The sequence below is a fragment of the Kocuria sp. UCD-OTCP genome, from assembly GCF_000349605.1.
Classification (GTDB): Bacteria; Actinomycetota; Actinomycetes; order Actinomycetales; family Micrococcaceae; genus Kocuria; species Kocuria rosea.
In genome coordinates this window covers 127,455-150,402 of record NZ_AOSQ01000002.1, presented here as the reverse complement: position 1 = coordinate 150,402, position 22,948 = coordinate 127,455, and the positions used below count along the sequence as shown (strand labels likewise).

22 protein-coding genes are annotated in these 22,948 nt (G+C 74.4%); 8 read left to right on the top strand and 14 right to left on the bottom strand.

Annotated features, from left to right (window positions below; translation table 11 throughout):
* The 3 genes from H488_RS21150 to H488_RS21140 form a co-directional block, all read right to left on the bottom strand.
* The gene (locus H488_RS21150) at positions 1 to 426 is read right to left on the bottom strand and encodes a hypothetical protein (protein ID WP_017832077.1); all 426 of its coding nucleotides are present in this window, start codon (positions 424 to 426) and stop codon (positions 1 to 3) included.
* 37 nt (positions 427 to 463) lie between these two features.
* On the bottom strand, positions 464 to 865 hold the full coding sequence (locus H488_RS21145) for a hypothetical protein (RefSeq protein ID WP_017832076.1): 402 nt from the start codon (positions 863 to 865) through the stop codon (positions 464 to 466).
* A 149-nt stretch (positions 866 to 1,014) separates the two neighbouring features.
* A complete protein-coding gene (locus H488_RS21140; RefSeq protein ID WP_017832075.1) occupies positions 1,015 to 2,373 on the bottom strand; it encodes a uracil-xanthine permease family protein in 1,359 nt (452 codons plus the stop codon).
* 182 nt (positions 2,374 to 2,555) lie between these two features.
* Between H488_RS21140 and H488_RS21135 the strand changes: the two genes are divergently transcribed.
* Positions 2,556 to 3,617: an iron-containing redox enzyme family protein gene (locus tag H488_RS21135; RefSeq protein ID WP_043738388.1), complete on the top strand. Its 1,062-nt coding sequence runs from the start codon at positions 2,556 to 2,558 to the stop codon at positions 3,615 to 3,617.
* 80 nt (positions 3,618 to 3,697) lie between these two features.
* Entirely contained in the window at positions 3,698 to 3,943 is a 246-nt protein-coding gene (locus tag H488_RS21130) for a CDGSH iron-sulfur domain-containing protein (RefSeq protein ID WP_150110256.1), read from the top strand.
* 3 nt (positions 3,944 to 3,946) lie between these two features.
* Here H488_RS21130 and H488_RS21125 read toward each other — a convergent pair whose 3' ends face one another.
* The 5 genes from H488_RS21125 to H488_RS21105 form a co-directional block, all read right to left on the bottom strand.
* Positions 3,947 to 4,663, bottom strand: a complete 717-nt coding sequence (locus H488_RS21125; protein WP_017832072.1) for an ABC transporter permease — start codon at positions 4,661 to 4,663, stop codon at positions 3,947 to 3,949.
* A gap of 252 nt (positions 4,664 to 4,915) precedes the next feature.
* Positions 4,916 to 6,097 (bottom strand): ABC transporter substrate-binding protein, encoded by a 1,182-nt coding sequence (locus tag H488_RS21120; RefSeq protein WP_017832071.1) that lies wholly within the window; start codon positions 6,095 to 6,097, stop codon positions 4,916 to 4,918.
* Positions 6,094 to 6,846, bottom strand: coding sequence for an ABC transporter ATP-binding protein (locus tag H488_RS21115; RefSeq protein ID WP_237740401.1), 753 nt, complete (start codon positions 6,844 to 6,846; stop codon positions 6,094 to 6,096). The genes H488_RS21120 and H488_RS21115 overlap by 4 nt, the downstream gene beginning before the upstream one ends.
* Positions 6,822 to 7,913, bottom strand: coding sequence for an acyl-CoA dehydrogenase family protein (locus tag H488_RS21110; RefSeq protein ID WP_017832069.1), 1,092 nt, complete (start codon positions 7,911 to 7,913; stop codon positions 6,822 to 6,824). Before H488_RS21110 ends, H488_RS21115 begins: the two co-directional genes overlap by 25 nt.
* Before the next feature lie 125 nt (positions 7,914 to 8,038).
* Entirely contained in the window at positions 8,039 to 8,572 is a 534-nt protein-coding gene (locus H488_RS21105; RefSeq protein WP_017832068.1) for a DUF4242 domain-containing protein, read from the bottom strand.
* Between the two features lie 226 nt (positions 8,573 to 8,798).
* On the opposite strand from H488_RS21105, the gene H488_RS21100 reads away from it, so the two are divergent.
* Positions 8,799 to 9,497: a metal-dependent transcriptional regulator gene (locus H488_RS21100; protein WP_051063704.1), complete on the top strand. Its 699-nt coding sequence runs from the start codon at positions 8,799 to 8,801 to the stop codon at positions 9,495 to 9,497.
* Here the strand turns inward: H488_RS21100 and pgm are convergent.
* A complete protein-coding gene (pgm, locus tag H488_RS21095) occupies positions 9,487 to 11,121 on the bottom strand; it encodes a phosphoglucomutase (alpha-D-glucose-1,6-bisphosphate-dependent) (protein ID WP_017832066.1) in 1,635 nt (544 codons plus the stop codon). The genes H488_RS21100 and pgm overlap by 11 nt on opposite strands.
* 174 nt (positions 11,122 to 11,295) lie before the next feature.
* On the opposite strand from pgm, the gene H488_RS21090 reads away from it, so the two are divergent.
* Positions 11,296 to 11,487, top strand: coding sequence for a hypothetical protein (locus H488_RS21090; protein WP_017832065.1), 192 nt, complete (start codon positions 11,296 to 11,298; stop codon positions 11,485 to 11,487).
* Here the strand turns inward: H488_RS21090 and H488_RS21085 are convergent.
* Complete coding sequence (locus H488_RS21085; RefSeq protein WP_017832064.1) at positions 11,484 to 12,995, bottom strand: amidase; 1,512 nt, start codon at positions 12,993 to 12,995, stop codon at positions 11,484 to 11,486. The two genes, H488_RS21090 and H488_RS21085, sit on opposite strands and share 4 nt — an antisense overlap.
* A 139-nt stretch (positions 12,996 to 13,134) precedes the next feature.
* Here H488_RS21085 and H488_RS37595 point away from each other — a divergent pair, with 139 nt between their 5' ends.
* The gene (locus tag H488_RS37595; protein WP_017832063.1) at positions 13,135 to 13,557 is read left to right on the top strand and encodes a hypothetical protein; all 423 of its coding nucleotides are present in this window, start codon (positions 13,135 to 13,137) and stop codon (positions 13,555 to 13,557) included.
* A 269-nt stretch (positions 13,558 to 13,826) separates the two neighbouring features.
* The gene (locus H488_RS21075) at positions 13,827 to 14,780 is read left to right on the top strand and encodes a hypothetical protein (protein WP_017832062.1); all 954 of its coding nucleotides are present in this window, start codon (positions 13,827 to 13,829) and stop codon (positions 14,778 to 14,780) included.
* Between the two features lie 150 nt (positions 14,781 to 14,930).
* Here the strand turns inward: H488_RS21075 and gabT are convergent, their stop codons facing one another.
* The 4 genes from gabT to H488_RS21055 form a co-directional block, all read right to left on the bottom strand.
* Complete coding sequence (gene gabT, locus H488_RS21070; protein WP_017832061.1) at positions 14,931 to 16,274, bottom strand: 4-aminobutyrate--2-oxoglutarate transaminase; 1,344 nt, start codon at positions 16,272 to 16,274, stop codon at positions 14,931 to 14,933.
* 148 nt (positions 16,275 to 16,422) lie between these two features.
* Positions 16,423 to 17,961 (bottom strand): NAD-dependent succinate-semialdehyde dehydrogenase, encoded by a 1,539-nt coding sequence (locus tag H488_RS21065; protein WP_017832060.1) that lies wholly within the window; start codon positions 17,959 to 17,961, stop codon positions 16,423 to 16,425.
* A 296-nt stretch (positions 17,962 to 18,257) separates the two neighbouring features.
* Positions 18,258 to 19,799 (bottom strand): PucR family transcriptional regulator, encoded by a 1,542-nt coding sequence (locus H488_RS21060; protein ID WP_017832059.1) that lies wholly within the window; start codon positions 19,797 to 19,799, stop codon positions 18,258 to 18,260.
* 68 nt (positions 19,800 to 19,867) lie between these two features.
* A complete protein-coding gene (locus H488_RS21055; protein WP_017832058.1) occupies positions 19,868 to 21,337 on the bottom strand; it encodes an APC family permease in 1,470 nt (489 codons plus the stop codon).
* A 218-nt stretch (positions 21,338 to 21,555) separates the two neighbouring features.
* On the opposite strand from H488_RS21055, the gene H488_RS37775 reads away from it, so the two are divergent.
* Positions 21,556 to 21,891, top strand: a complete 336-nt coding sequence (locus H488_RS37775; protein WP_017832057.1) for a rhodanese-like domain-containing protein — start codon at positions 21,556 to 21,558, stop codon at positions 21,889 to 21,891.
* Positions 21,888 to 22,889 (top strand): prephenate dehydratase, encoded by a 1,002-nt coding sequence (gene pheA, locus H488_RS37770; protein WP_017832056.1) that lies wholly within the window; start codon positions 21,888 to 21,890, stop codon positions 22,887 to 22,889. Before H488_RS37775 ends, pheA begins: the two co-directional genes overlap by 4 nt.
* Positions 22,890 to 22,948: the final 59 nt, after the last annotated feature.

Here is a 22,948-nt window from a genome sequence, read left to right as displayed (position 1 = left end):
TCAGCTCCGCCGGCTCAGCAGGTCCGCGCAGGCCTCGTCGCACCGTTCGCACGCCTCGGCCACGAGGGCGCAGTGCTCGTAGACCTCGGCGTGCCGCCGGCACGCGTCCCGGCACGCCCGGGCCGCGGCCCCGCACGCCTCGAGCAGCGGCACCAGCACGGCCCGGCCGTCCCCGGGCTCCGGGAAGCCGAGGCGGGCCAGCACCTGGGCGGTGGCCGAGCCGATCACCGCGCAGTCCTGCTCGGCGCGCAGGCAGTCGCGGAGGTCCGCGACGGCGTCCTCCTCCACGCAGGCGTCGGCGCCGATCCGGCAGATCTGGGCGGCCTCGAGGCACGCCTCGATGCACCGGACCTCCGCCGCCCGCTCCTCGCGCGCGAGCTCGGGGGCGGCGGGGTGCGCCATCAGGGCGCGGCTGATCGTGCTCACGGGGTGTCCTCCCTCTGGTGGGACGGTACGGGCCGGTTCAGCCCGCGAGGCGGGACCGCGGGGCGGCTCCGCTCCGTGCGCCCCGGCGCGCGGGCTCGGGGGCCCCGGGGCGGCGGCGGGCGTTCGCCCACCCGGCGAGCCGGGTCACGGTGCCGTGGCCGGGGAGCTCGGCGGGGAGGACGAAGTCGACGGCGGGCGTGCCGCGCACCGCGTCCTCGTGCTCCGCGGCCCAGCGCAGTAGGTCCACGGCGACCGGTTCGACGTGGTGGGCGGTGGTGAGGTCCACGACCACGGCGATGTCCGGGGCCAGGGTGCGGGCGCGGCGGACGAGGGGGCACAGGGCCCGGTGGTTGAGCTCGGTGACGCACCCGCTGACGACGAGCCGGATGTGCCGGCCGTCGAGGTCGACCTGGACGAGAACGGACGGTTTGTGGTGCATGGTCTCTCCCCTGCAGCTCGTGGTGCGCGGCCGGCTGCTCGGCCCTCCCGCACTCCACGCTAGGGGAAAGGAGACCTGGGTCACCAAGAAAGGCGGCCCCTCACCGGCACATTTCGTCTACCGACGAGTAGAGGGGTGTCCGGCGCAGCTCAGCCCAGGGGGGAGGGCAGCCGCGTGGTGTCGGGGGCGAGCGGGTCGCTGCCCACCGTCCCCCGCACGCGGGCCAGGAACGACATGAGGTGGTAGACCACGAGCGTGGCCGCCGTGCCGAGGGCGATGCCCGCGAACTGCAGCCCTGAGGCCTCCCACGTGTAGTCGGCGATCCCGATGATCATGGCCACCGCGGCGGTGGTGAGGTTGACCGGGTTCGAGAAGTCCACGCGGTTCTGCACCCAGATCCGCACGCCGAGCATGCCGATCATCCCGTACAGCACCGTGGCGGCCCCGCCCAGGACCCCTGCGGGGACCGTGGCCACCGCGGCGCCGAAGACCGGGAAGACGCTCAGCAGGATCGCCACCACGGCGGCGACCCAGTAGGCCGCCGTCGAGTAGACGCGCGTGGCCGCCATGACGCCGATGTTCTCGGCGTAGGTCGTGGTGCCCGAGCCGCCGCCCGAGCCGGCGATCATGGTGGCGAGCCCGTCGGACATGATCGCCCGCCCCATGTACGGGTCGAGGTCGTCGCCGGTCATGAGCGCCACGGACTTCACGTGCCCGATGTTCTCGGCGACCAGCACGAGGATGACGGGGACGAACAGGCCCATCAGGGGCAGGTGGAACTCGGGGGTCTGGAACGGGGGCAGCCCGAAGAGGCCCTGCTGCTGCCAGGCGGTGTCGATCCGGCTGAAGTCCACCTCGTCGCGCAGCACCGCGGTGACGTACCCGATGGCCACGCCCAGCAGGATCGACAGGCGCCCGGGCAGGCCGCGGAAGAGCACCGAGACGAGGATGATGGAGGACAGCGTCACCAGCGCGGTGACGGGGGCCTCCATGAAGTTGTCCTTCGCGGACGGCGCCAGGTTGAACCCGATGAGCGCCACGATGGTGCCCGTGACCAGCGGCGGCATGAGCTTCTGGAGCCAGGCGGTGCCCGCGAACTGCACCACCAGGCCGATGAGGAACAGCGCCGCGCCGGCCATGAGGACCCCGCCCAGCGCGCCGCCGGGACCGTACTGGTTCATCGAGGCGGTGATGGGGGCGATGAAGGCGAAGGACGAGCCGAGGTAGGAGGGGACCCGGCCGGCGGTGACCACCAGGAACAGGATCGTGCCCACGCCGGAGAAGAACAGCGTGGTGGACGGCGGGAAGCCCGTGATCAGCGGCACCAGGAACGTGGCGCCGAACATGGCGACCACGTGCTGCGCGCCGATGGTGACCGTCCGGGGCCAGGTGAGCCGCTCGCGCGGCCTGACGACCTCCCCGGCAGTGACGGTGCGGCCGTCGCCGTGGAGGCGCCAGCCCAGGCCGAGGCGGGTGGCGATGGTGCGTCCGGGCACGGGGGAACTCATGCGGGTCTCCTCGACGGCGGGGTGGGAGCCCGGATCCGGGCCTCCACCACTGTACTCGGTGCTCCGCCGGGCGGAGCGGGGGGCCGGACCCGGCGCTGTCGGAGGCCGTCCATATGATCAGCACGGTGATGGAAACTATGATGGTGGGCGATCACCCCCCGCACCCGGACAGGAGTCGACACATGCGTCAGCCACAGCCACGAGGGCCGCTCGGCGAGGACCTCCTCGCGGTGCTCCGGGAGGAGCCCGGCACCCCCGGGGCCGAGGCCCGGGCCGGGGCGCTGCCGGCGGCCGCCCGTGCCGCCGTGTCCCGCGCGGACGGCGTGCTCGCCGACGACGACGTCCAGCTCAGCCTGTTCGTCCTGCACGCCCTGCACTACCAGGGCGTCGACGGGGTCGACGACCGCTGGGAGAGCGACCCCGAGCTGCTGCGCGCGCGGGAGATCCTCTCCGGCGCGCTCGAGGCCGAGCTGCGCGCGGAGCTGCCCGCCGACACCGTGCCCGGCACACCCCAGTCGGTCGCCGACGCCCTGTTCGCCATCGCCGCCGACGATGACGGGCCGAGCCTCGCGCGCCACCTCTCCGGCCGGGCGGACGCCGAGCAGGCCCGGGAGTTCCTGCAGCTGAAGTCCGTCTACCAGCTCATGGAGGGCGACCCGCACACCTGGGGCATCCCCCGGCTGAGCGGCCGGGCGAAGGCGGGCCTGATCGAGATCCAGGTCGACGAGTACGGCGGCGGCGACGCCGCGCGCATGCACTCGGCCCTGTTCGCGGCCGGGATGCGCGAGGCCGGCCTCGACGACTCCTACGGCAGCGCCGTGGACCGGGTGCCCGCCGAGTGGCTCGCCGGGGTCAACACCGTCACGATGTTCGGTCTGCACCGCCGGCTGCGCGGCGCGGTGGTGGGGCACCTGGCGATGTACGAGATGACGTCGTCGGTGCCCTCCAAGTTCCTGGCGCGCGGCTTCCACCGCCTGGGACTGCCCGCCGCGGCGGCGTTCTACGACGAGCACGTCGAGGCCGACGCCGCCCACGAGCAGATCGCGGCCCGGGACATGGCCGGCGGCCTCGTGGTCGACGAGCCCGCCGTCGCGGCGGACGTCTTCTTCGGCGCCCGCTGCGTCCTGCACCTGGACGCGCTCGCCGCCGGCCACGCGCTCGCGCGGTGGGAGGCGGGGGAGTCCGCGCTGCGCCCGGCCGCGGCGGAGCCGTCCCGGCGCGGCGCCGCGGAGCTCGTCCGGTGAGCGCGGCGCACCGCCCCGAGGACGCCCGGGCGGTCCCGGGCCCCGCCCCGGCCGCTGAGCCCGTGCCCGAGCCTGCGCCGGTGACCGGGCCTGCGTCGGTGCCCGACCCCGGACCGGGCGCTGCTGCCGGGTCCGGCGCGGCGGCATCGATCACCGTGTGCCCCGACGGCCCGCTGCTGGTGCGCGGGGGCTACGAGCTGCTGGACGGCGACGACCGGCCCATCGACCCCGGGCGCGCCACCGTGGCGCTGTGCCGCTGCGGGGCGTCGTCCATCAAGCCGTTCTGCGACGGCTCGCACAAGCGGGCCCGGTTCCGGGCCCGCTGAGGCTCAGCGGCGCGGTCCCGGCTCGCGCAGCAGCCACTGGGCGAGCTGGTCCAGCGCCATGCCCAGCAGGCCGATGACGAGGATCACCACGAGCATCTCGTCGTAGGCCAGCCGGTCCCGGGCGTTGAGGATCTCGTAGCCCAGGCCGCTGCTGACCCCGAGCATCTCGGCCGGCACGATGACCACCCACGAGATCCCCAGGGCCAGCCGCACCCCGGTCATGACGAACGGCCGGATGCTGGGCAGCACCACGGTGCGCAGCCGCTCGACCGGGGTGGCCCCGAGCGTCTCGGCGACCCGCAGGTGCAGCGGGTCCAGGGCCTTGACGCCGGCGGCCGTGTTCATGGTGATCGGCCAGACCGCGGCGGCGGCCACGAGGAAGACGACGGGGGCGTTGCCCACCCCCAGCAGCGCCACGGCCACGGGCGCCCAGGACAGCGGGGAGACCATGCGCAGGAACTGCACCACCGGGGCGCTGGTCCACCGGAAGCGGCGGTAGGAGCCGATGAGCAGGCCCAGCGGCACGCCCAGGCCCGTGGCCACGGCCAGCCCGCACAACAGGCGCCACAGGCTGGTCAGGCCGTCCTGGACCACCACCCCCCGCTCGGCCAGCGAGGCCACCGCACCGGGCATGCGCTCGGGCTGGAAGGAGGCGATCATGGTGTTCGCCCCGGCCGCGGCGTGCGTGAACGCCCACCACACGGCGATCGTGACCAGCACCCCGAAGGCCCCCCAGGCCGGGCCGGTCCAGCGGGACCCGGTGCGCCGGGGCGTCCGCGCCGGGGTTTTCGAACCACTTTTCCGAGGTGTCCNCCGAGCAGACCGCCCTTCCAGTTGCGGTGCACCGCGGCGGCGTAGGTGCCGCCGAGGGCGAGGGCGATCATGATGGCGTCGTTGTGCACAAAAACGATTCGAAAAGGGTGTCCTGCGGGGTGTCGTGCGGGGTGTCGTGCGGGGCGGGGTGCGGCGCGCTCATGCGCTGATCTCCTCGGTCCGGGTGGTGCCGGTCATGCCGAAGGCGGCGAGGCCGCCGGCCTTCTCGATGCTGCGGGTCACGAGCGTGTCGTCGACGAGCTCGCGGTGCACGAGCGCCGGGTCCAGTCCGTCGAGGAACCCCGCCGGGGCGTCGACGACGGTGTCCTGCATGGCGCGGACCAGCTCCTCGGTGAAGCTCGCGTACGGGTAGGGGCGGAAGTCCAGGCGCTCGCCGTGCCAGTCCGGGTGGTGCAGGGCGTCCCCGTGCGCGGCGGCGGAGTAGGTCAGGGCCTGCTCGATCACGGGCCGGGGCTGGGGGAGGTAGCCGGCGGCCAGCAGCGCCGCGGTCTCGGGGCGGTTCTGCCGGGCCCAGGACTGGGCCCGGACGAGGGCGTCCATGAACCCCGCGGCGTGCGCGGGGCGGTTGCGGAGGAGCTCGCCGCGCATCATGGTCACGCAGCACGCGTGGTCGCGCCACACGTCGCCGAGGAACCGGTGGATGTGCCCCACCTGCCGCGCCTCGGCGGCGGCGTTGAACGGGTCGGCCACCACGTACCCGCCGATCACGCCGTTGTTCAGCGCGGGGAGCATGTCCGAGGGCGCCATGGGCAGCAGGGCCACCGTGCGCCGCGCCCGGGACGGGCTCTCGCGCATCACCGGGGTCAGGCCCGCGGCCCGCAGCAGCTTCTGGACCACCACGTTGTGCACGGACCACCACGCCGGGATCGCCACGGACTCCCCGGCCAGGTCGGCGATCTCCGCCACGTCCGGGCGGACCGTGAGGGCGGAGCCGTTGGTGTGGTTCCACGCGGTGATCCGCACGTCGGCCCGCAGCCCGTAGCGCATGTACAGGGCCATGGGCATCAGCAGGTGTATCGCGTCCACCTTGCCCGCCACGAACGCCTCGGACAGCGAGGACCAGCTGCGGAAGAGCACGGGGTCGGCCACGGGGACGGCGGCGTCCTCGTAGTACCCGTTGGCGTGGGCGACCAGCAGGGGGGAGGCGTCCGTGATCGGGAGGTACCCGATCCGCACCGGGCGCTCCGGGTCGGCCGCGCCGCGCGCCTCCTGCTGGCTGTCCGCGTAGAGGGAGCCCGCGCCCCAGCCGAGCCCGGTGAGGGCCGCGGCCCCCGCCCCGGCCCGCAGCAGGACCCGCCGGCTCGGCCCGCCGGCGCTCATATGACCCAGTTCCCGGAGCCGTCGTCGGCCCCGCGGTAGTGGGCGAGGATCTGCTCGGCCGTCGTGCCGTCCTGCGCCGGGACCCACTGCCGGCGGAAGCCGCGCGGACCGGCGAAGAAGCCGATCCGGTCGCCGAGGGTGATGGCCTCGTCGACGTCGTGGGTCACGAGGAAGACCGTCAGGTCCAGCTCGGTCGCGAGCCCGCGCAGCCACAGCTGGAGGTCCTTGCGGGTCGCCGGGTCCAGGGCGCTGAACGGCTCGTCGAGCAGCAGCACGTCGGGGCGCACCGCGAGCGCGCGGCCCACCGACACCCGCTGGGCCTGCCCGCCGGAGAGCTCCTGGACGGGGGTGTGCGCGAGCGGGACCAGGCCGAGGATCTCGAGCAGGTCGTCCACGCGGGTGTCCTCGAAGCGGTCCCGGTTGCGCCGGTACCGCCCGCCGAGGGCGATGTTCTGGCGCACCGACAGCCAGGGGAACAGCCCGGGGTCCTGGAAGACGACGGCGAAGCGCTCGTCGGCGCAGCCGAACTCGATGCTGCCCCCGTCCAGGGGCTCGAGCCCCGCGATCGCCCGCAGCAGCGTGGACTTCCCGGACCCGCTGGGGCCCAGCACCGCGAACGTCTCGCCGCTGCGCAGGGTCAGGTCCACCCCGTCGAGGGCGGGCGCGGAGGCCCCCGGGTAGCTCTTGCGCAACCCGCGGACGGTGAGCGCCGGCGCGGCCCGGCTCAGGCCAGGTTCTGCAGCACCCACCGCAGGTGACCTTCCGTGGGGGACTGCACGGGCAGGAACGCGGCCTCGCGGGCCCGGCGGGCGGTGGGGGAGGACATGGCGTAGCCGCGCCCGCCCACGACCTTCCCCTCGATCCGGGTCGCCCGGCCCGTGAGCAGCGCGGCGTCCAGCCTGAGGGAGAACAGCTCCCGGGGGGCGGTCTCCCGGGGCGCCTCCGCCAGGCGCAGGAGGTCGGCGCGCAGGCGGCGGTACTCGGCGGTCGCCTCCTCGAGCTCCTCCCGGAACACCTCGGCGACGCCCTGCAGGGCCTCGTGCGCGGCGGTCAGCGCGGCGGCCGAGAGGCCGAGGCAGAAGGCGGTCTGCAACAGCAGGAACGGGCCGCGGACGGCGGCGAGGAAGGACGGGACGTCCTCGCTCAGCAGGTCCTCGGCGGGGTCGACGGCCACGCCCTCGAGGACGAGAACGCCCGAGGCCGTCGCGTTGAGCGCCATCAGGTTCTCGAGCAGGCGCACCGTCACCCCCGGTGCCGAGACCCGGGTCCGGACCACCACGCGGGTGCCGTCCTCCCGGACGGCGGGCAGGACCACGACGCCCTCGGGGTACAGGTTGGAGGCCCACGGCACGGTGCCGTCGAGGACCGGTCCCGCCGCGCCGGCGGTCAGCGTCACGGGGATCTCGCCGATGCCGGCGGCGTCCTTGAAGGCCGGCGCCATCGCCGAGCAGCCGGGCGCGGCCCCGGAGCGCACGTCCGCGGGGATCTCCGTCCCGGTGGCGGCGAGGTACTCGACGGTCGCCCGGTGGGCCCACAGGGAGAACGCCGTGGCGGTGCACTCGGTGGCGAGGTCGAACACGACGGCCGCCTGCGGGGCCAGCGACCCGGTCAGGCCGAGGTCCAGGAGCCCCCGGGCGCCCAGCTCGCGCAGGGTCCCCAGCGGGGAGGCGGCGGCCGTGTCGACGTCGCGGGCCCGCGCCGCGGCGGTGCGGCGGACGAACTCGTGCTCGGGGTAGTCGACGAGCGGCGCGAGCAGGGGCCGGCTCTCGGGGTCCGGCCCGCCGGCCGTGGACGGGGAGCGCGTGGACTGGGTCATGGTCTTCCGTTCTGCCGGGGAGTGCGGGGCGGGGCTCGTCCGCTCGGCGGGCGGGCCCGGGCGTCGAAGCACGACGGCGGCCCCCGGCTCGCGGGGACCGCCGTGTCGTCGTGTGCTGCGGCCCGTCAGACGTTGAGCTTGAACAGCCGGTCGAACGGGGTGCCCACGGCCTGGCGGGCCCGCTCCACGGCCGCCTCGTCGGGGGCGTTGTAGAAGCACAGGCACTTGGCGGTGTCCTCGCGCACGTAGGTGCGCAGGAAGGAGACCTCGGGGACCTCGGCGTACTTCGGGGAGTTGGCCTTCTTGCGCGCCAGGTACTGCTCCATGGTGATCTCGGCGGGGATGTCCCACTCCACCAGGTACTGCGCGTCGCCCTTGAGCTTCTTGATGTCGTCGAGCTCGGCGCCCACGAGGCGGACGGCGTCGGGGCCGGTGACCTCCGCGGCGGCGTCCCCGGCGGCGGTGCGCACGGTCTGGGCGAGGCCCTCGGCGCTGTCGGCCTCCACGATCACGAACACCCGTCCGTGGTCTGCCGTGACCTGGGACTCGATGAACTCGGCGCCCGCCGCGGAGACGGCCTCGGAGACCGTGGCGATGAGCTGGGTCACGGCGTCCTTGGACGCGGAGGCGGGAACGATCTCGAGCAGGTGGAGCGACATGGGGGTTCCTTCCGTCGGGTCGGGGCGGCGGCGTCGCCGCTCGGGCACTCCTGCCAGGCTAGGCTCCTGCCCCCGGAAGGTCCCGGGATCCGTCACAGTTCGCAACACGGAGCGTCCGGGCGGGTTCTCCTCGTGCCGGGAGCCCGCAGGGTGCAGAATGCGCCCCGGTCCGCCCGGCCGGGGTCGGCGCCGGGCGCCGCCGCCTGTGGGTCGCTAGCCTGGGGGAGTGCGCGCGGAAGAAGTGAACCGGTCCGTCCAGGACTGCCTGAAGACGGTCTGGCTGGCCCAGGAGTGGTCCTCGGACGCCGTGACCACCACCGGGCTGGCCCAGCGGTTGGGCCTGTCCCCGTCCACCGTGTCGGAGGCCGTCAAGAAGCTCACCGCGCAGGGGCTGCTGAGCCGGCCCGCCCACGGCGGGATCGTCCTCACCGACCGCGGCCGGGACGTCGCCGTCCAGATGGTGCGGCGCCACCGGATCCTCGAGGCGTTCCTCACCGGCCACCTGGGCTACTCCTGGGACGAGGTGCACGAGGAGGCCGAGGTCCTCGAGCACGCGGTGAGCGAGAAGTTCGTCGCCCGGCTGGACGCCCTTCTGGGCCATCCGGAGCGGGACCCGCACGGCGACCCGATCCCGCGGCGGGACGGCACCGTGCCGTCCGCCCCGGCCGTGCTCCTCGCCGACGTCGCCCCGGGCAGTCCCGTGGTGGTGGCCCGGGTCTCGGACGCGGATCCGGCGGTGCTGCGCCGGCTCGGAACCGCCGGCATCCGGCCGGGCACCGAGCTCGTGCTCGGCGAGCACCGGTCCGGCGCGGTGCCCGTGGTGCTGGACGGGGACGTCGTCGAGGTGGACGTCCTCGCCGCGGAGGCGGTCTGGGTCCGGTCCCGGGACCGGCCCGGACCGCCTCCGGGGCCCGTCAGGAGATGACGCCGTCCACCAGCGCCTTGGCCTCCCGCTGGACCTGCTGCAGGTGCTCCTCGCCGAGGAACGACTCCGCGTAGATCTTGTAGACGTCCTCCGTGCCGGACGGCCGGGCCGCGAACCACGCGCTCTTCGTGGTGACCTTCAGCCCGCCGATCGCCGCGCCGTTGCCGGGGGCGTTCGTCAGCTTCGCCGTGATCTGCTCGCCGGCCAGGGTGTCCGCCTCGACCTGGGCCGGGGAGAGCTTCTTCAGGGCGGCCTTCTGGTCCCGGCTCGCCGGGGCGTCGATGCGCTGGTAGACGGGGGCGCCGAACTCCTCGGTGAGCTCCGTGTAGCGCTGGGACGGGGTCTTGCCGGTGCGGGCCGTGATCTCCGAGGCCAGCAGGGCAAGGATGATCCCGTCCTTGTCGGTGGACCACACGGAGCCGTCCCGGCGCAGGAAGGACGCGCCCGCGGACTCCTCGCCGCCGAAGCCGATCGAGCCGTCCATCAGGCCGGGCACGAACCACTTGAAGCCCACCGGCACCTCCACGAGCTCGCGGCCCAGCGAGGCCGCCACCCGGTCGATGATCGAGGAGGACACCAGGGTCTTGCCGACCCCGGCGTCCGGGGACCAGCCGGTGCGCTCGCGGAAGAGGTAGTCGATCGCCACCGCCAGGTAGTGGTTGGGGTTCATCAGCCCCGCGTCCGGGGTCACGATGCCGTGGCGGTCGGTGTCGGCGTCGTTGCCGGTGGCGATGTCGTACTTGTCCCGGTTGCCGATGAGGGAGGCCATGGCGTTCGGGGAGGAGCAGTCCATCCGGATCTTCTCGTCCCAGTCGAGGGTCATGAACGCCCACTGCGGGTCCACCTGCGGGTTCACCACGGTCATGTTCAGCCCGAAGCGCTGGGCGATCTCGCCCCAGTAGGCCACGGAGGCCGAGCCCATGGGGTCCGCGCCGATGTGCAGGCCGGAGTCCCGGACCACGTCGAGGTCGACGACCTCCGGCAGCGTCCGCACGTACTCCTCGAGGAAGTCGTAGCCGCCCGTGGTCTCCGCCGCCCGCGCCCGCTCCAGGGAGACCCGGCGGACCCCGGACATGCCGTTCTCGAGGAACTGGTTGGCCCGCTGGGCGATCCACTCGGTGGCGTCGGAGTCCGCGGGGCCGCCGTTGGGCGGGTTGTACTTGAAGCCGCCGTCACCGGGCGGGTTGTGCGAGGGGGTGATGACGATGCCGTCGGCCACCGCCTCCGCCCGGCCCGCGTTGTGGGTCAGGATCGCGTGGGACAGCGCCGGGGTGGGCACGTAGCCGTCCCGGGAGTCCAGCAGGACGGTGACCTCGTTGGCGGCCAGCACCTCGAGCGCGGTGTCCTGCGCGGGCCCGGACAGGGCGTGGGTGTCCTTGCCCATGAACAGCGGGCCCGTGATCCGCTGGCCGGCGCGGTACTCCACGATGGCCTGCGTGATCGCCGCGATGTGCTGCTCGTTGAACGAGGCCTTGAGGGACGAGCCGCGGTGCCCGGACGTGCCGAACGCCACGCGCTGGTCCGGGTCCGAGGGGTCGGGCACGACGTCGGTGTAGGCGTCGAGGAGCTTGCCGAGGTCGACGAGGTCACTGGGTTGGGCGACGGTGCCCGCACGATTGGTCATGGCGCCCAACCTACCGCCGGGCGGCGGGCCTGCGGAGGCTGGCACGCGATCGGGTCGCCAGGTTTCGTGCTCCGTGCCGCGCGGGAGGCCCGCGCGGGGGTGGAGGAATCGCGGCCGGTGGGACAGGATGAGGGCACCAGACAGGGCAGGACCGAACGAGGAGGCAGGGACACCATGAGCGACGCACCCGGCGGGACGACCGAGGGCTCGGGCAAGGGCCCGGAGGGCACCGTCCCGGACAACGAGCAGGGCGTCGGGCTGACCACCGACGAGAACGCGACCGGCTTCGAGCCGGAGGAGGATCCCCAGGCGGCCACCGATCCGGACGACCCCGACTCGGAGGAGGAGGCCCTGGGCCACTCCTAGGCGGTGGCGCGGGGGCCGGGGCGGCCCTGGTCCTCGAGCTGGGCGACGACGGCGAGCAGCTGCGCCTCCGCGCTCGGGCGGCCGATGAGCTGGACGCCCATGGGCACGACCGGCCCGTCGTCGTCGCCCGCCGCGCGGGTCCACAGCGTCGGGACGGTCACGGCGGGCAGGCCCACGACGTTCACGACCGAGGTCCACGGCGTGTACCCGCACTGGCGCCGGTAGTCCTGGTCCGCGCCCGCGGGGTCCGCGAGGTCGTAGCCCTCCCAGTACCAGCCCAGCGGCCGCGGTGTCATGGCGAGCGCGGGCGTCAGGACCACGTCCCAGGCGCCGTAGGCCCGGACCACGTCCTGCTCGATCCGGCGCAGGACGCCCACGGCCTGCGCCAGCTCGACCGCCGACCGGCGCAGGGCGCGGGCGCGGAAGGCCCCCGCGAGGCCGGTGAGCCTCCCCGCCTGCTCGTCGTCCAGCGGGGCGGTGCCCATCGAGGTGGTCCACACGTCGAAGAAGGCCCCCGGGTACTCGGGGTCGTAGGACAGCTCGGCCTCCTCGACCTCGTGCCCGGCGGCCCGCAGCAGGGCGACGCCCGCATCGAGGGCGGCGCGGGCCTCCGGGGAGACCTCGATGTCCTGGACGGCGTCGAACGGGGAGGCGGTGCTCACCCCGATCCGCAGCGGCCGGTCCCCCCACGGGAGGTCGCCCCGCCGAGCCGCGCGCACACCGTCCAGGAAGGACCCCTGCGGGGCGGCACGGACTGCCCGGCGCACCACGTTGCCGTGCGCCGGGCCGGGCGCGGGGGCGCACAGGACGTCGAGCAGCAGCGCCGCGTCGTCGGCCGTGCGGGCGAGAGGCCCGTTCACCACGAGCTGGGCGGCGTCCGACTGCGCGTCCGCGGTGGGCACCCGGCCGCGGTTGGGCTTGAGCCCGACCAGCCCGCACACCGCCGCCGGGATGCGCACCGACCCTCCGCCGTCGGAGCCCGGCGCCACCGGGAGCAGACCCGCCGCCACGGCCGCCGCCTGGCCGCCCGAGGAGCCGCCGGCCCCCGTGGACGTGTCGTGCGGGTTCCGGGCGGGCGGGGCCACGAGGTTCTCGGAGTAGCAGTTGAGGCCGAACTCGGGCACCTGGGTCTTGCCCAGGCACACCGCCCCGGACGCGCCGAGCAGGGCCGCGAGGTCGTCGTCGTCCTCCGCCACGGGCGCGCCGCCGCGCCGCCCGGTCACGGCGGCGGAACCGTAGGTGGTGGGCATCCCGGCGACGTCGTGCAGGTCCTTCACCGCGAGCGGCACGCCGTGCAGCGCTCCGCGGGCGGCCCCGGCGGGCAGGGCGTCGAGCGCGCGCGCCCGGTCGAGGGCGAGGTCCGCAGCGACGTGGACGAACGCCCCCAGCGCCGGATTGCGCGCCTCGATCCGGGCCAGGAAGTGCTCGGCGGTCTCCACCGCGCCCAGCTCGCCGCGCGCGAGCGCGTCCCGCAGCTGCACGGCGCTGAGGTCCCCGATCGAGGTCACGGCAGGCTCCTGTCCGACGGTCGCGCGGTCCCCGTCCGGGGCTCCGCAGGGCGCTGAGCCCAGGCTAGTAGGCTGGCGGCTGTCCGGACGTGCCCGCGCGCCCCGGTTCCCGATCTTCTCCGACCCGCAGGAGTCCCCCGTGCCCACCGCCTGTGCGCCCCGTCCCGCGGCGATCCGCGCGGCGACGGCGTCCGTCCTGCTCCTGGCCCTCGCCGGCTGCTCGTCCTCCGCCGAGGGGGACGGCGCGGCCGGCAGCGGTCCGGACTCGACGGCGTCCGCCGCCGCGAGCGCCCCCACGGCCTCCGGCGGAGCCTCGCCGGCCACCGTCCAGGAGACGTGCGCCCGCGTGCTCGAGACCGTGCGCACCGCGCCGCAGCAGCTGCGGGACGATCCCGCCGGGCTGTTCACCGAGGTCGACGAGCTCGCGGCCACCGCCCCGGACGAGCTGTCCGGGCAGCTCACCTCGGTCCGTGAGGCCGTCGCCGGCTTCCGGCAGGGCGAGCGCTCCTTCATCAGCGTGGTCCAGGAGGTCAGAGGCCTGCAGGAGCGCTGCTCCGGCTGACCTCCCACCGTGCGCGAGGGGTCGCGTTCGGCACTCCCGGGGGCGCGAGGGGTCGCGTTCGGTGGGAAACAGCGCCGCGGAGGGTCCGGCAGCGACCCGTCGGTGATGGCGACGTGCAGAACCCGCCCCCTCGCCCTGGAGGGGCCGCAGAATGCCGGGCGGCGCAATCGCACTCCACCGGGGCACGATGACGGTCCGGGAGAGCAGGACTGCGCCACTCCGTGTGCTCGCGCCCTCCTCCGCCCGTCCCCGGCGGTCATGCTCCCGGCATGAGACACCCCGCACCCCTGCCGCCCGAGCTCCGTGGCATCGGCTTCTCACGTCGGGAGGCCCTCGCCCTGGGCGTCGCGGAGCACCGGCTCCGGGACGCCGACCTCACCAGTCCCGTCGGCAGGGGAGTGCGGGTCCCCGCCGGCTGTCCCGCTCCGCTGCTGGAAGCGGCACGGGCACTGACCCGCCGGTATCCGGGGACGGTGATCAGCCACCGCTCCGCGGCGCTGCTCCACCGGATGCGGGTTCCTGACCCCTGGCAGCGGTCCTCGCAGCTGTGGCTCACGCGCGCCGACGACTCGAGGGCCCTGAGGCGGCCCGGCGTCGTCTGCCGGAGGGGACGCCTCGGTCCGCACGAGGTGGTCCGCGTCCACGGGGTGGCCGTCACGTCACCGGTGCGCACGTTCCTTGACGTCTGCGCCGAGCTCACGGTGACGGAGGCAGTGGTGCTCGCCGACGGACTGGTCGACGCCCACCGCCACGGGATCCGCCGGGCCGTGGCCGCGGTGTGCCGGCCGGACGAGCTCGAGACCGGGGTGCGGGCGCACGCCGGGCGGCGTGGCATCCGCACGGCCCGCGCCGCGGTCGAGCGAATGCGGGTGGGGTCGGACTCGCCCGGCGAGACACGGCTGCGGCTGCTGCTCGAGGACCACGGGATCCGGGGCCTGGTGCTCGACCATCCCCTGCTGGGGCCCGACGGGACGCTGCTGGCGCAGCCCGACCTCGCCCTGGAGAGCCACCGGCTCAGCCTGCAGTACGAGGGTGCCCACCACGACCGGGCGGAGCAGCGAGTGCTGGACATCAGGCGGTTGCGGGCCACGGAGTCGGCGGGGTGGCGGGAGCTCCGGATCTGCGCTCACGACCTGCACCGGCACACGACGACGACGCGGGGCCGGGTGCCGGTGGCGGTCGCTCTGGTGTGGGAGGCCATGGGGATCGCGCACCGCCGGTGACGGGGCCGAGCCGGGGTGCGCGGGGCGAGGGGTCGCGACCGGCCGCCCGCCGCGCCGAGGGGGCTCGTCCGGACGGAATGTGACTGACTGACCGTGCGAACGAGACCCCTCGGCGTGAGGGGGATGCTGGACGAGACTCCTCGAGCTGGCCTAGGCCGCCGCGTTGCGGACGGCCTGGGCGAGCACCTGCAGGCCGTCGCGCAGCAGCTCCTCGCCGATGACGAGCGGGGGCAGCAGGCGCACGATGTTGCCGAAGGTCCCGCAGGTCAGGATGATGACGCCCTGCGCGAGGCACTCCGCGGCGATCGCCTTGGCGGCGTCGGCGTCGGGCTCCGTGCCGCCGGGCCGGACGAACTCCAGGGCCATCATCGCCCCGCGGCCGCGGATCTCGCCCACGGTGCCGGTCTCCTCGGCCACCGGGGCCAGCACCTCCCGGATGATCTCCTCGATCCGGCGGGCGCGGGCCACGAGGTCCCACTCCTCGATGGTCTGCAGCGCGCCGAGGGCGGCGGCGCAGGCCACGGGGTTGCCGCCGTAGGTGCCGCCGAGGCCGCCCGCGTGGACGGAGTCCATGATCTCGGCGCGGCCGACCACGCCGGACAGCGGCATGCCGCCGGCCACACCCTTGGCCACGGTGATCAGGTCGGGGACGACGCCCTCGTGGTCCACGGCGAACCACTCGCCGGTGCGCGCGATGCCGGACTGCACCTCGTCGACGACGAACACGGCGCCGTTGTCGGTGCACCACTCGGACAGCGCGGGCAGGAAGCCGTCGGCCGGCACGATGAACCCGCCCTCGCCCTGGATGGGCTCGATCACGACGGCGGCCACGTTCTCGGCGCCGACCTGCTTCTCCACCTGGAGCAGCGCGCGGCGGGCGGCCTCGGCGCCGGTCATGCCCTCCGGGTCCCGGAACGGGTAGGACACGGGCACGCGGTAGACCTCGCCGGCGAACGGGCCGAAGCCCTGCTTGTAGGGCATCACCTTGGCGGTCATCGCGAGGGTCATGTTCGTGCGCCCGTGGTAGGCATGGTCGAAGACGACCACGGCCTGGCGGCCGGTGTGCACGCGGGAGATCTTCACGGCGTTCTCGACGGCCTCGGAGCCCGAGTTGAACAGCGCCGCCTTCTTCTGGTGGTCGCCGGGGGAGAGCTCGGCGAGCTTCTTCGCGACGGCCACGTAGCCCTCGTACGGGGTGACCATGAAGCAGGTGTGGGTGAAGTGCGCCACGGCCTCCTGCACCTTGGCGACCACGGCGGGGGCGGAGGCGCCCACGCTGGTCACGGCGATGCCGGACCCGAGGTCGACGAGCTGGTTGCCGTCGACGTCGAGCACGATCCCGCCGTCCACGTCCGCGGCGTAGGCGGGCACGGAGGAGGCGACTCCGGAGGCGACGGCCGCGGCGCGCCGCTCGGACAGCTCGCGGGACTTGGGGCCCGGGAGGGCGCCGTCGAGGCGACGGACCTGCTCGAGCCGGTACTGGATCTCGGTCACGACGAGATCTCCTTTCGATGGGGACGGGACGGTGGGGACGGGACGGAACGGTCGGGGGCGCCGGGCGGGAGTGCCCCGGCACGGGACGGCGGCCGCCGCAGCTGCCTGCGACGACCGCCGTCCCGGTGCGGGAACGCGGGGCAGGACCTCAGGCGGGGGTGCCGGTGCCGGGGTTCGGGACGTTGGCCCAGGGGTTCTCCACGCCGATGTACTGGGTGGTGGTGTACTCGTGGAGGCCCTCGGCCCCGCCCTCGCGGCCCAGGCCGGACTGCTTGACGCCGCCGAACGGGGCGGCCGCGTTGGAGATCACCCCGACGTTGAGGCCCATCAGGCCGAACTCGATGCGGTCGCCGATGCGCAGGCCGCGGGAGATGTTCTCGGTGAACACGTAGGAGGCCAGGCCGTACTCGGTGGAGTTGGCCAGGGCCACGGCCTCGTCCTCGTCCTTGAAGGTGACGACCGGGGCCACGGGGCCGAAGATCTCCTCGGTCACCGCGCGGGCGTCGACGGGGACGTCGCGCAGCAGGGTGGGCTGGAAGAAGTAGCCGGGCCCGTCCACGCGCGCCCCGCCGACGACGACCTTCGCCCCGCGCTCCACGGCGTCGGTCACGAACTCCTCGACGGAGTCCCGGGCCTTGGCCTCGACCATCGGGCCCACGCTCACGCCGTCGTCCACGCCGTTGCCCACGGTGAGCGCGGCCATCTTCGCGGCCATCTTCTCGACGAACTCGTCCACGACCGACTCGTGCACCAGCAGCCGGTTGGCGGCCGTGCAGGCCTCGCCCATGTTGCGCATCTTCGCGGCCATGGCGCCGGCCACGGCCTTGTCGATGTCGGCGTCCTCGAAGACGATCAGCGGCCCGTTGCCGCCGAGCTCCATGGAGGTGCGCAGCACGTTGTCCGTGGCCAGCTTCATCAGCTGCTTGCCCACCGGGGTGGAGCCGGTGAAGGAGACCTTGCGCAGGCGCGGGTCGGCCATGATCGGCTCGGAGACCGCCGCGGCGGACTTGGAGGAGACGACGTTGAGCACCCCGGCCGGCAGGCCCGCGTCCAGCATGAGCTGGGCGAAGTACTGGGAGGTGAGCGGGGTCAGCCGAGCGGGCTTGAGCACCATGGTGCAGCCGGCGGCCACGGCCGGGGCGACCTTGCGGGTGGCCATCGCCAGCGGGAAGTTCCACGGGGTGATCAGCAGGCACGGGCCCACGGGCTTGTGCGTGACCAGCATGCGCAGGTTGCCCTCGGGGGTGTCGAGGTAGCGGCCGTAGTCGCGCACGGCCTCCTCGGCGAACCAGCGCAGGAACTCCCCGCCGTACTTGACCTCCCCGGCGGCCTCGGCCAGCGGCTTGCCCATCTCCAGGGTCATCAGCAGCGCGAGGTCCTCGGCGCGCTCCTGCACGAGGTCGAACGCGCGCCGCAGGATCTCCGAGCGCTCCCGGGCGGGGGTGCGGGCCCAGGACTCCTGGGCGTCGGCGGCGGCGTCCATCGCGGCCTGGGAGTCCTCGCGGGTGGCCGAGGCCATGGTCGCGATGACCTCGCCGGTGGCCGGGTTCTCCACCTCGAAGGTCCCCCCGTCCGAGGCGTCGCGCCACTGACCGTTGATCAGCAGTCCCGTGGGGGTCTTGGCGAGGACCGCCTCGATGCGGTCCTTCATGCCGGTGGCCGCGGGGGCCTTGTCCGTGGTGCTCATGTATCAGCCTCTCTTCTCGACGCGCGCCGGGCCACCGGGCACCGGTGGCGCTGCGCTGCGTCAGGGGGTTCGTCGGACGGGCGGGCGACAGCACTGGGCCCGCCCGTCCATCGTAGGACTCCGGACGGGCTCCCCCGCGGGGACGTCGTCACCGGGTGACGCCGAGCCGGGGCGGAGCCGGCGCCGAGGGGCCGCCACGGTCCCCCGACTGCTCCAGGCTAGCGCCGGGGCGACCCAGCAGGATGCTGAATCTTCGTGACGTCGTCGTGCACAGTGCACAGAGGCACGACGGCGGGCTACGGCGTCGACCGGTCGGGCCGGTCGGACAGCCGCAGGGCGATCCACAGCTCCGCGCGCAGCTGCGGGTCGTCCACGGACCGGCCGAGCGCCTCCTCGATTTCCTGCAGCCGCTGCTGCAGGGTGTTGCGGTGGATCCCCAGGGCCTCGGCCGTCCCGCTCCGGTTGCCGTTGTGGGCGAGGAACGTGCGCAGCAGGGACAGCCGCCCGGCCCCGTCGAGGGGGCCCAGCAGCTGCCGCGCCCAGGCCCGGGCGGTCTCGGGCGGGAGGAGCCCGGCGACGCCGCCCGCCACGAGGTCGTCCCACGTGCCGACGCGCTGGCGGTCCGTGGTGCGCTCCAGCGCCTCGCGGGCCTCCCGGTCGCTCGCGTCCGTCTCGTGCACGGCCGCCGGGCCGCCGATGCCGGCCCGCAGCCCGGAGGCCTCGGCGGCGGCACGCACCTCGGCGAGCCGCTCCGGGAGGTCCTCCAGCAGCACCGCGACGGTCTGCTCGCCGCCGGGCTCCGTGGCCGGCGCCCCGACGAGCACCGGTCTCGCGCCGTGGGCGGCCTGCGCCTCGAGGCGCCGCACGCCGTCCCGCAGCTCCTCGGCGCCGCCGCGCAGGCGGGCCACCCGCACCCGGGGCGCCGTCGACCACGTCGTGTCGTCCGCCACCCCCAGCAGGGCGTCCGCCGAGCGCACCTCGCCGTTGAGCAGGAGGGCGAGGGCCCCCGCGCGGACCCGGCGGCGGAACAGCGCCTGCTCCGCCGCGCGCTCCGCGTGCAGCGAGAGCAGGGCCACGGCGGTGGCGATGACGCCGGTCCGGACGGGGTCGACCGGGCCGGGCAGGACCACCACGAGGTAGCTCTGGGGGGCGCCGTCCACCCCGAGGGGGTGGACGACCACCGCGCCGGCCGGGCCGGACTCGCTCAGGGACCCGCGCAGCCCGGCCGGCCGCAGCCGGTCGAGGAGCTCGGGGAGCGTCCGGCCCGCGGGCAGCTCGGGCAGCCCGGGGCCGGAGCGCTCCACGATCCGGGCGTCCGCCGCGCAGACGCCGGCCCACCCGCCGCCGAGCACCGACACCAGCGTGCGCACCACCCGGGCCGGGCCGTTCCGCCCCACCGCGGCCCGGGTCAGGCGCCGCTGCTCGGAGAGCATCGCCTCGAGGGCAGTGCGCGCCTCCGCCGCGCGCATCTCGGCCGCGGCGCGGATGATGCCCAGGAAGGGCGTGCGCTCGGGGACCCGGAACAGGGTCAGCCCGGCGTCCCGGCACGCCGCGGCGAGTGCGTCGGGCACGCGGAGGTAGGACAGCTGTCCGCCCACGCCCAGGCCCAGCGCCACCACGCCCCGGTCCGTGAGCCGGCGGACGTACTCCGTCCAGGAGTGCGCCCGGGCGGAGGTGTGGAGGCCCGTCAGCAGGAGGACCTCTCCGCCCTCGAGGTACGGGGTGGGGTCGGCGAGCTCGCTGGTCACCACCCAGCTCACCGGCAGGTCGGTGGCCGCCTCGACGACGGGCTCCAGCCCGAGCCCGGGCAGGCCGAGCACCTGGGCGACCGTGACCATGGGCAGTCCTCCTCTTCCGCAGTCCTCGCTGTCCTTCCCGGCGCGCCGGGGACCGCCCGGCGGCCGTCTCAGCTCCGCTGCCTGCGGCGCTCGACCTCGGCGACGAGCCGGTGCTCGGCGTCGGCGCCCGGCCGGATCCCGGTGGGGATGCGCAGCAGGAACACGAGCCCGAGCAGCCACCACAGCCCGAAGATGGTCCAGGCGGGCGCGCTGAGGAAGGCGGGCATCCCGGGCAGGTACAGGCTGATCAGGGCGAGGCACAGCACGACCGAGAGCACGCCGATCGCCGTTCCGCCGTGGCCGTGGCCGCCGATCCGGAAGGGGCGTTCCATGCCGGGCTCGCTCCGGCGCAGGATCACGAAGACCACGGAGACCAGGGCGTAGGCGATCACGATGGACGGGGAGCCGGAGTCCACGAGCCAGCCCAGCATCTCGGCGCCGAAGAACGGGGCCACGAAGGAGAGGGCGCCCACGAAGAGCAGGGCGTTGGCCGGGGTGCCGTACTTCGGGTGGAGGCGGCCGAACCACTGCGGCACCATCCGGGAGTTGCCGAGCGCCCAGAGCAGGCGGGACGCCCCCATGAGGAGCGAGTTCCAGGACGTCAGGATGCCGGCGAGGCCGCCGGCGATGAGCAGGTTGGCCACGGCCGTGCTGGAGAACATGGCTCCCATGGCGTCCGCGACCGCGATGTCCGCGCCGGCGATGTCCGCGCCGGACATCGCCGAGGACGTGGTGAGCACGACCATGACGTACCAGGCCGCGGCGAGCAGGACGGAGACGATGATGGTCCCGCCCAGCTGCTTGGCCGGCAGGTGCATCTCCTCGGAGACCTGGGGGATGACGTCGAAGCCGACGAACAGGAACGGGACGGTGACGAGCACGAGGAAGAAGCCGGCCGTGCCGCTCGTGAAGAACGGCTCCATGGTGTCGACCGAGCCGCGGGTGAACGCCCCGAAGATCATCATGAGTCCCACGATCAGCAGGAAGAGGATCACGAAGATCTGCACCATGGAGGCGTGCTTCACGCCGCGGATGTTGATCGCGGTGATGATGACGGCGGTCAGCGACCCCACCAGCGCCCAGGTCAGGTTCACCTCGAAGCCTGCCACGGTCCACAGCGGGATCTGGCTCAGGCCCGGGAAGATGTACTGCAGGGTGCGGGGGACCGCCACGGCCTCGAAGGCCACGATGGTGATGTAGCCGCCGGTGATGGCCCAGGACCCGACGAAGGCCCACCGGGCGCCCATGCCGCGCAGGAGGTAGTTGTGCTCCCCGCCCGCGTACGGCATGGCGGCGACGAGCTCGCCGTAGACGAGTCCGACGACGGCCATGATGAGCCCGCCGGTGACGAGGGCCAGCACGGTGCCCATGGTCCCGGCTTCGGCCAGCCAGTCGCCGGTGAGGATGACCCAGCCGAAGCCGATCATCGCGCCGAAGCCGAGGGCGATCGCGTCGAGGCGGCCGAGGACCTTCTTGAAGCCGTGGTCCTCGCGGTCCGGGGCGTCGGGCCCCGCGCTGCGGGGTTCGCTGGTGCTCATGGGAGTTCTTCCTTCTGTCGAGGACACCCGGACGAGGTGCCTGGTCGTACCCGCCGCACGGCACTCCCGGCGGCGAGGGCACAATTTATACAGGGATTGTTTCGTCCCTGTGTGCCGCCTGGAAGCCCCCGTCCGCCCGCGGGGTGGGCGCACCGGCCCCCGCGCCCGCGGACTAGGCTGGTCCGGGACAGCCCGTTCCCGACGAGAGGACCCGGACCATGGACAACCTGGACAGCCTGCCGAGCGCCTCGGTGGAGGAGATCCCCGAGGGCGCACGCGTCCTGGACGTGCGCGAGGACGAGGAGTGGGAGGCCGGGCACATCGCCGGTGCCCAGCACATCCCGCTCCGGCAGCTCCCGGAGCGCTACGGCGAGGTGCCGGTGGACGAGGACGTGTACGTGATCTGCCGCTCCGGCGGCCGGTCCCTCAAGGCCACGGCGTACCTCCAGCAGTACGGCTTCGACCCCATCAACGTCCTGGGCGGCATGGGGGCGTGGATGGACGCCGAGAAGCCCATGGTGTCCGAGACGGGCGAGACCCCGAACGTCCGTTGAGGTACGCCTACCTGGGCCCCGCCGGCACCTTCACCGAGGCCGCGCTGCTGAGCGTGGCGGGCGCCCGTGAGGCGGAGCGCCTCCCCGTGTCCTCCGTGCCCGTGGCGCTCGCGGCCGTCCGCTCCGGCGAGGTCGACGCCGCCATGGTGCCCATCGAGAACTCCGTGGAGGGCGGCGTGACCGCGACCCTCGACGCGGTGGCCACCGGCAGCGAGCTGCGCATCGTCCGTGAGGCGCTGGTGCCCATCAGCTTCGTCCTCGTGGCCCCGCCGGGCACGGCGCTCGCCGACGTCCGCACGGTCTCCACGCACTCCCACGCCTGGGCCCAGGTGCGGGGCTGGATGGACGAGCGGCTGCCGGGCGTGGACTACGTCCCGGCGTCCTCCACGGCCGCCGCGGCGCTCGCGCTGCTCCCCGGCGGGGCGGGGCGCGAGGGGCCGGCGTCCCGGGCGGGCTTCGACGCCGCGGTCTGCTCGCCCGTGGTCGTCGAGCAGCACCCCGAGCTCGAGGTGCTGGCGGAGGACATCGGGGACAACAGGGCCGCCGTCACCCGGTTCGTGCTCGTGGCCCGGCCCGGGGTGCCCCTGCCGCCGCGCACGGGCGCGGACCGCACCACGCTCGTCATTCCCCTGTGGGAGGACCGCGCCGGGGCCCTCATGGAGATCCTCGAGCAGTTCGCGACCCGGGGGGTCAACCTCTCGCGGATCGAGTCACGGCCCACGGGCAACTTCCTCGGGGAGTACTTCTTCAGCGTGGACGTGGACGGCCACATCCTCGACGCCCGGGTGGCGGACGCCGTCGAGGGTTTGCGCCGCGTCTGTCCCAGCACGCGCTTCCTCGGCTCCTATCCGCGGGCCGACCACAAGGTGGCGACCGTGGCCCCGCACCACTCCGACGACGCCTTCCGCGAGGCGGCCGCCTGGGTCGCGGCCCTGCAGGACCGCGACCGCCGGGCCCCGGAGACCCCGCCGGTGCAGGGCGCGCCGGACGGCGCGTAACGCGAGGACGCGCACCGCACCCCCGCTTGTTAGCAATTGCGAATACATGCACCATGGGG

Coding starts and splice junctions, on each gene's coding strand:
- H488_RS21145 (WP_017832076.1), bottom strand. CDS start 865: ATGCACCACAAACCGTCCGTTCTCGTCCAGGTCGACCTCGACGGCCGG.
- H488_RS21140 (WP_017832075.1), bottom strand. CDS start 2,373: ATGAGTTCCCCCGTGCCCGGACGCACCATCGCCACCCGCCTCGGCCTG.
- H488_RS21135 (WP_043738388.1), top strand. CDS start 2,556: ATGCGTCAGCCACAGCCACGAGGGCCGCTCGGCGAGGACCTCCTCGCG.
- H488_RS21120 (WP_017832071.1), bottom strand. CDS start 6,097: ATGAGCGCCGGCGGGCCGAGCCGGCGGGTCCTGCTGCGGGCCGGGGCG.
- H488_RS21110 (WP_017832069.1), bottom strand. CDS start 7,913: ATGACCCAGTCCACGCGCTCCCCGTCCACGGCCGGCGGGCCGGACCCC.
- H488_RS21105 (WP_017832068.1), bottom strand. CDS start 8,572: ATGTCGCTCCACCTGCTCGAGATCGTTCCCGCCTCCGCGTCCAAGGAC.
- pgm (WP_017832066.1), bottom strand. CDS start 11,121: ATGACCAATCGTGCGGGCACCGTCGCCCAACCCAGTGACCTCGTCGAC.
- H488_RS21090 (WP_017832065.1), top strand. CDS start 11,296: ATGAGCGACGCACCCGGCGGGACGACCGAGGGCTCGGGCAAGGGCCCG.
- H488_RS21075 (WP_017832062.1), top strand. CDS start 13,827: ATGAGACACCCCGCACCCCTGCCGCCCGAGCTCCGTGGCATCGGCTTC.
- H488_RS21065 (WP_017832060.1), bottom strand. CDS start 17,961: ATGAGCACCACGGACAAGGCCCCCGCGGCCACCGGCATGAAGGACCGC.
- H488_RS21060 (WP_017832059.1), bottom strand. CDS start 19,799: ATGGTCACGGTCGCCCAGGTGCTCGGCCTGCCCGGGCTCGGGCTGGAG.
- H488_RS21055 (WP_017832058.1), bottom strand. CDS start 21,337: ATGAGCACCAGCGAACCCCGCAGCGCGGGGCCCGACGCCCCGGACCGC.
- H488_RS37775 (WP_017832057.1), top strand. CDS start 21,556: ATGGACAACCTGGACAGCCTGCCGAGCGCCTCGGTGGAGGAGATCCCC.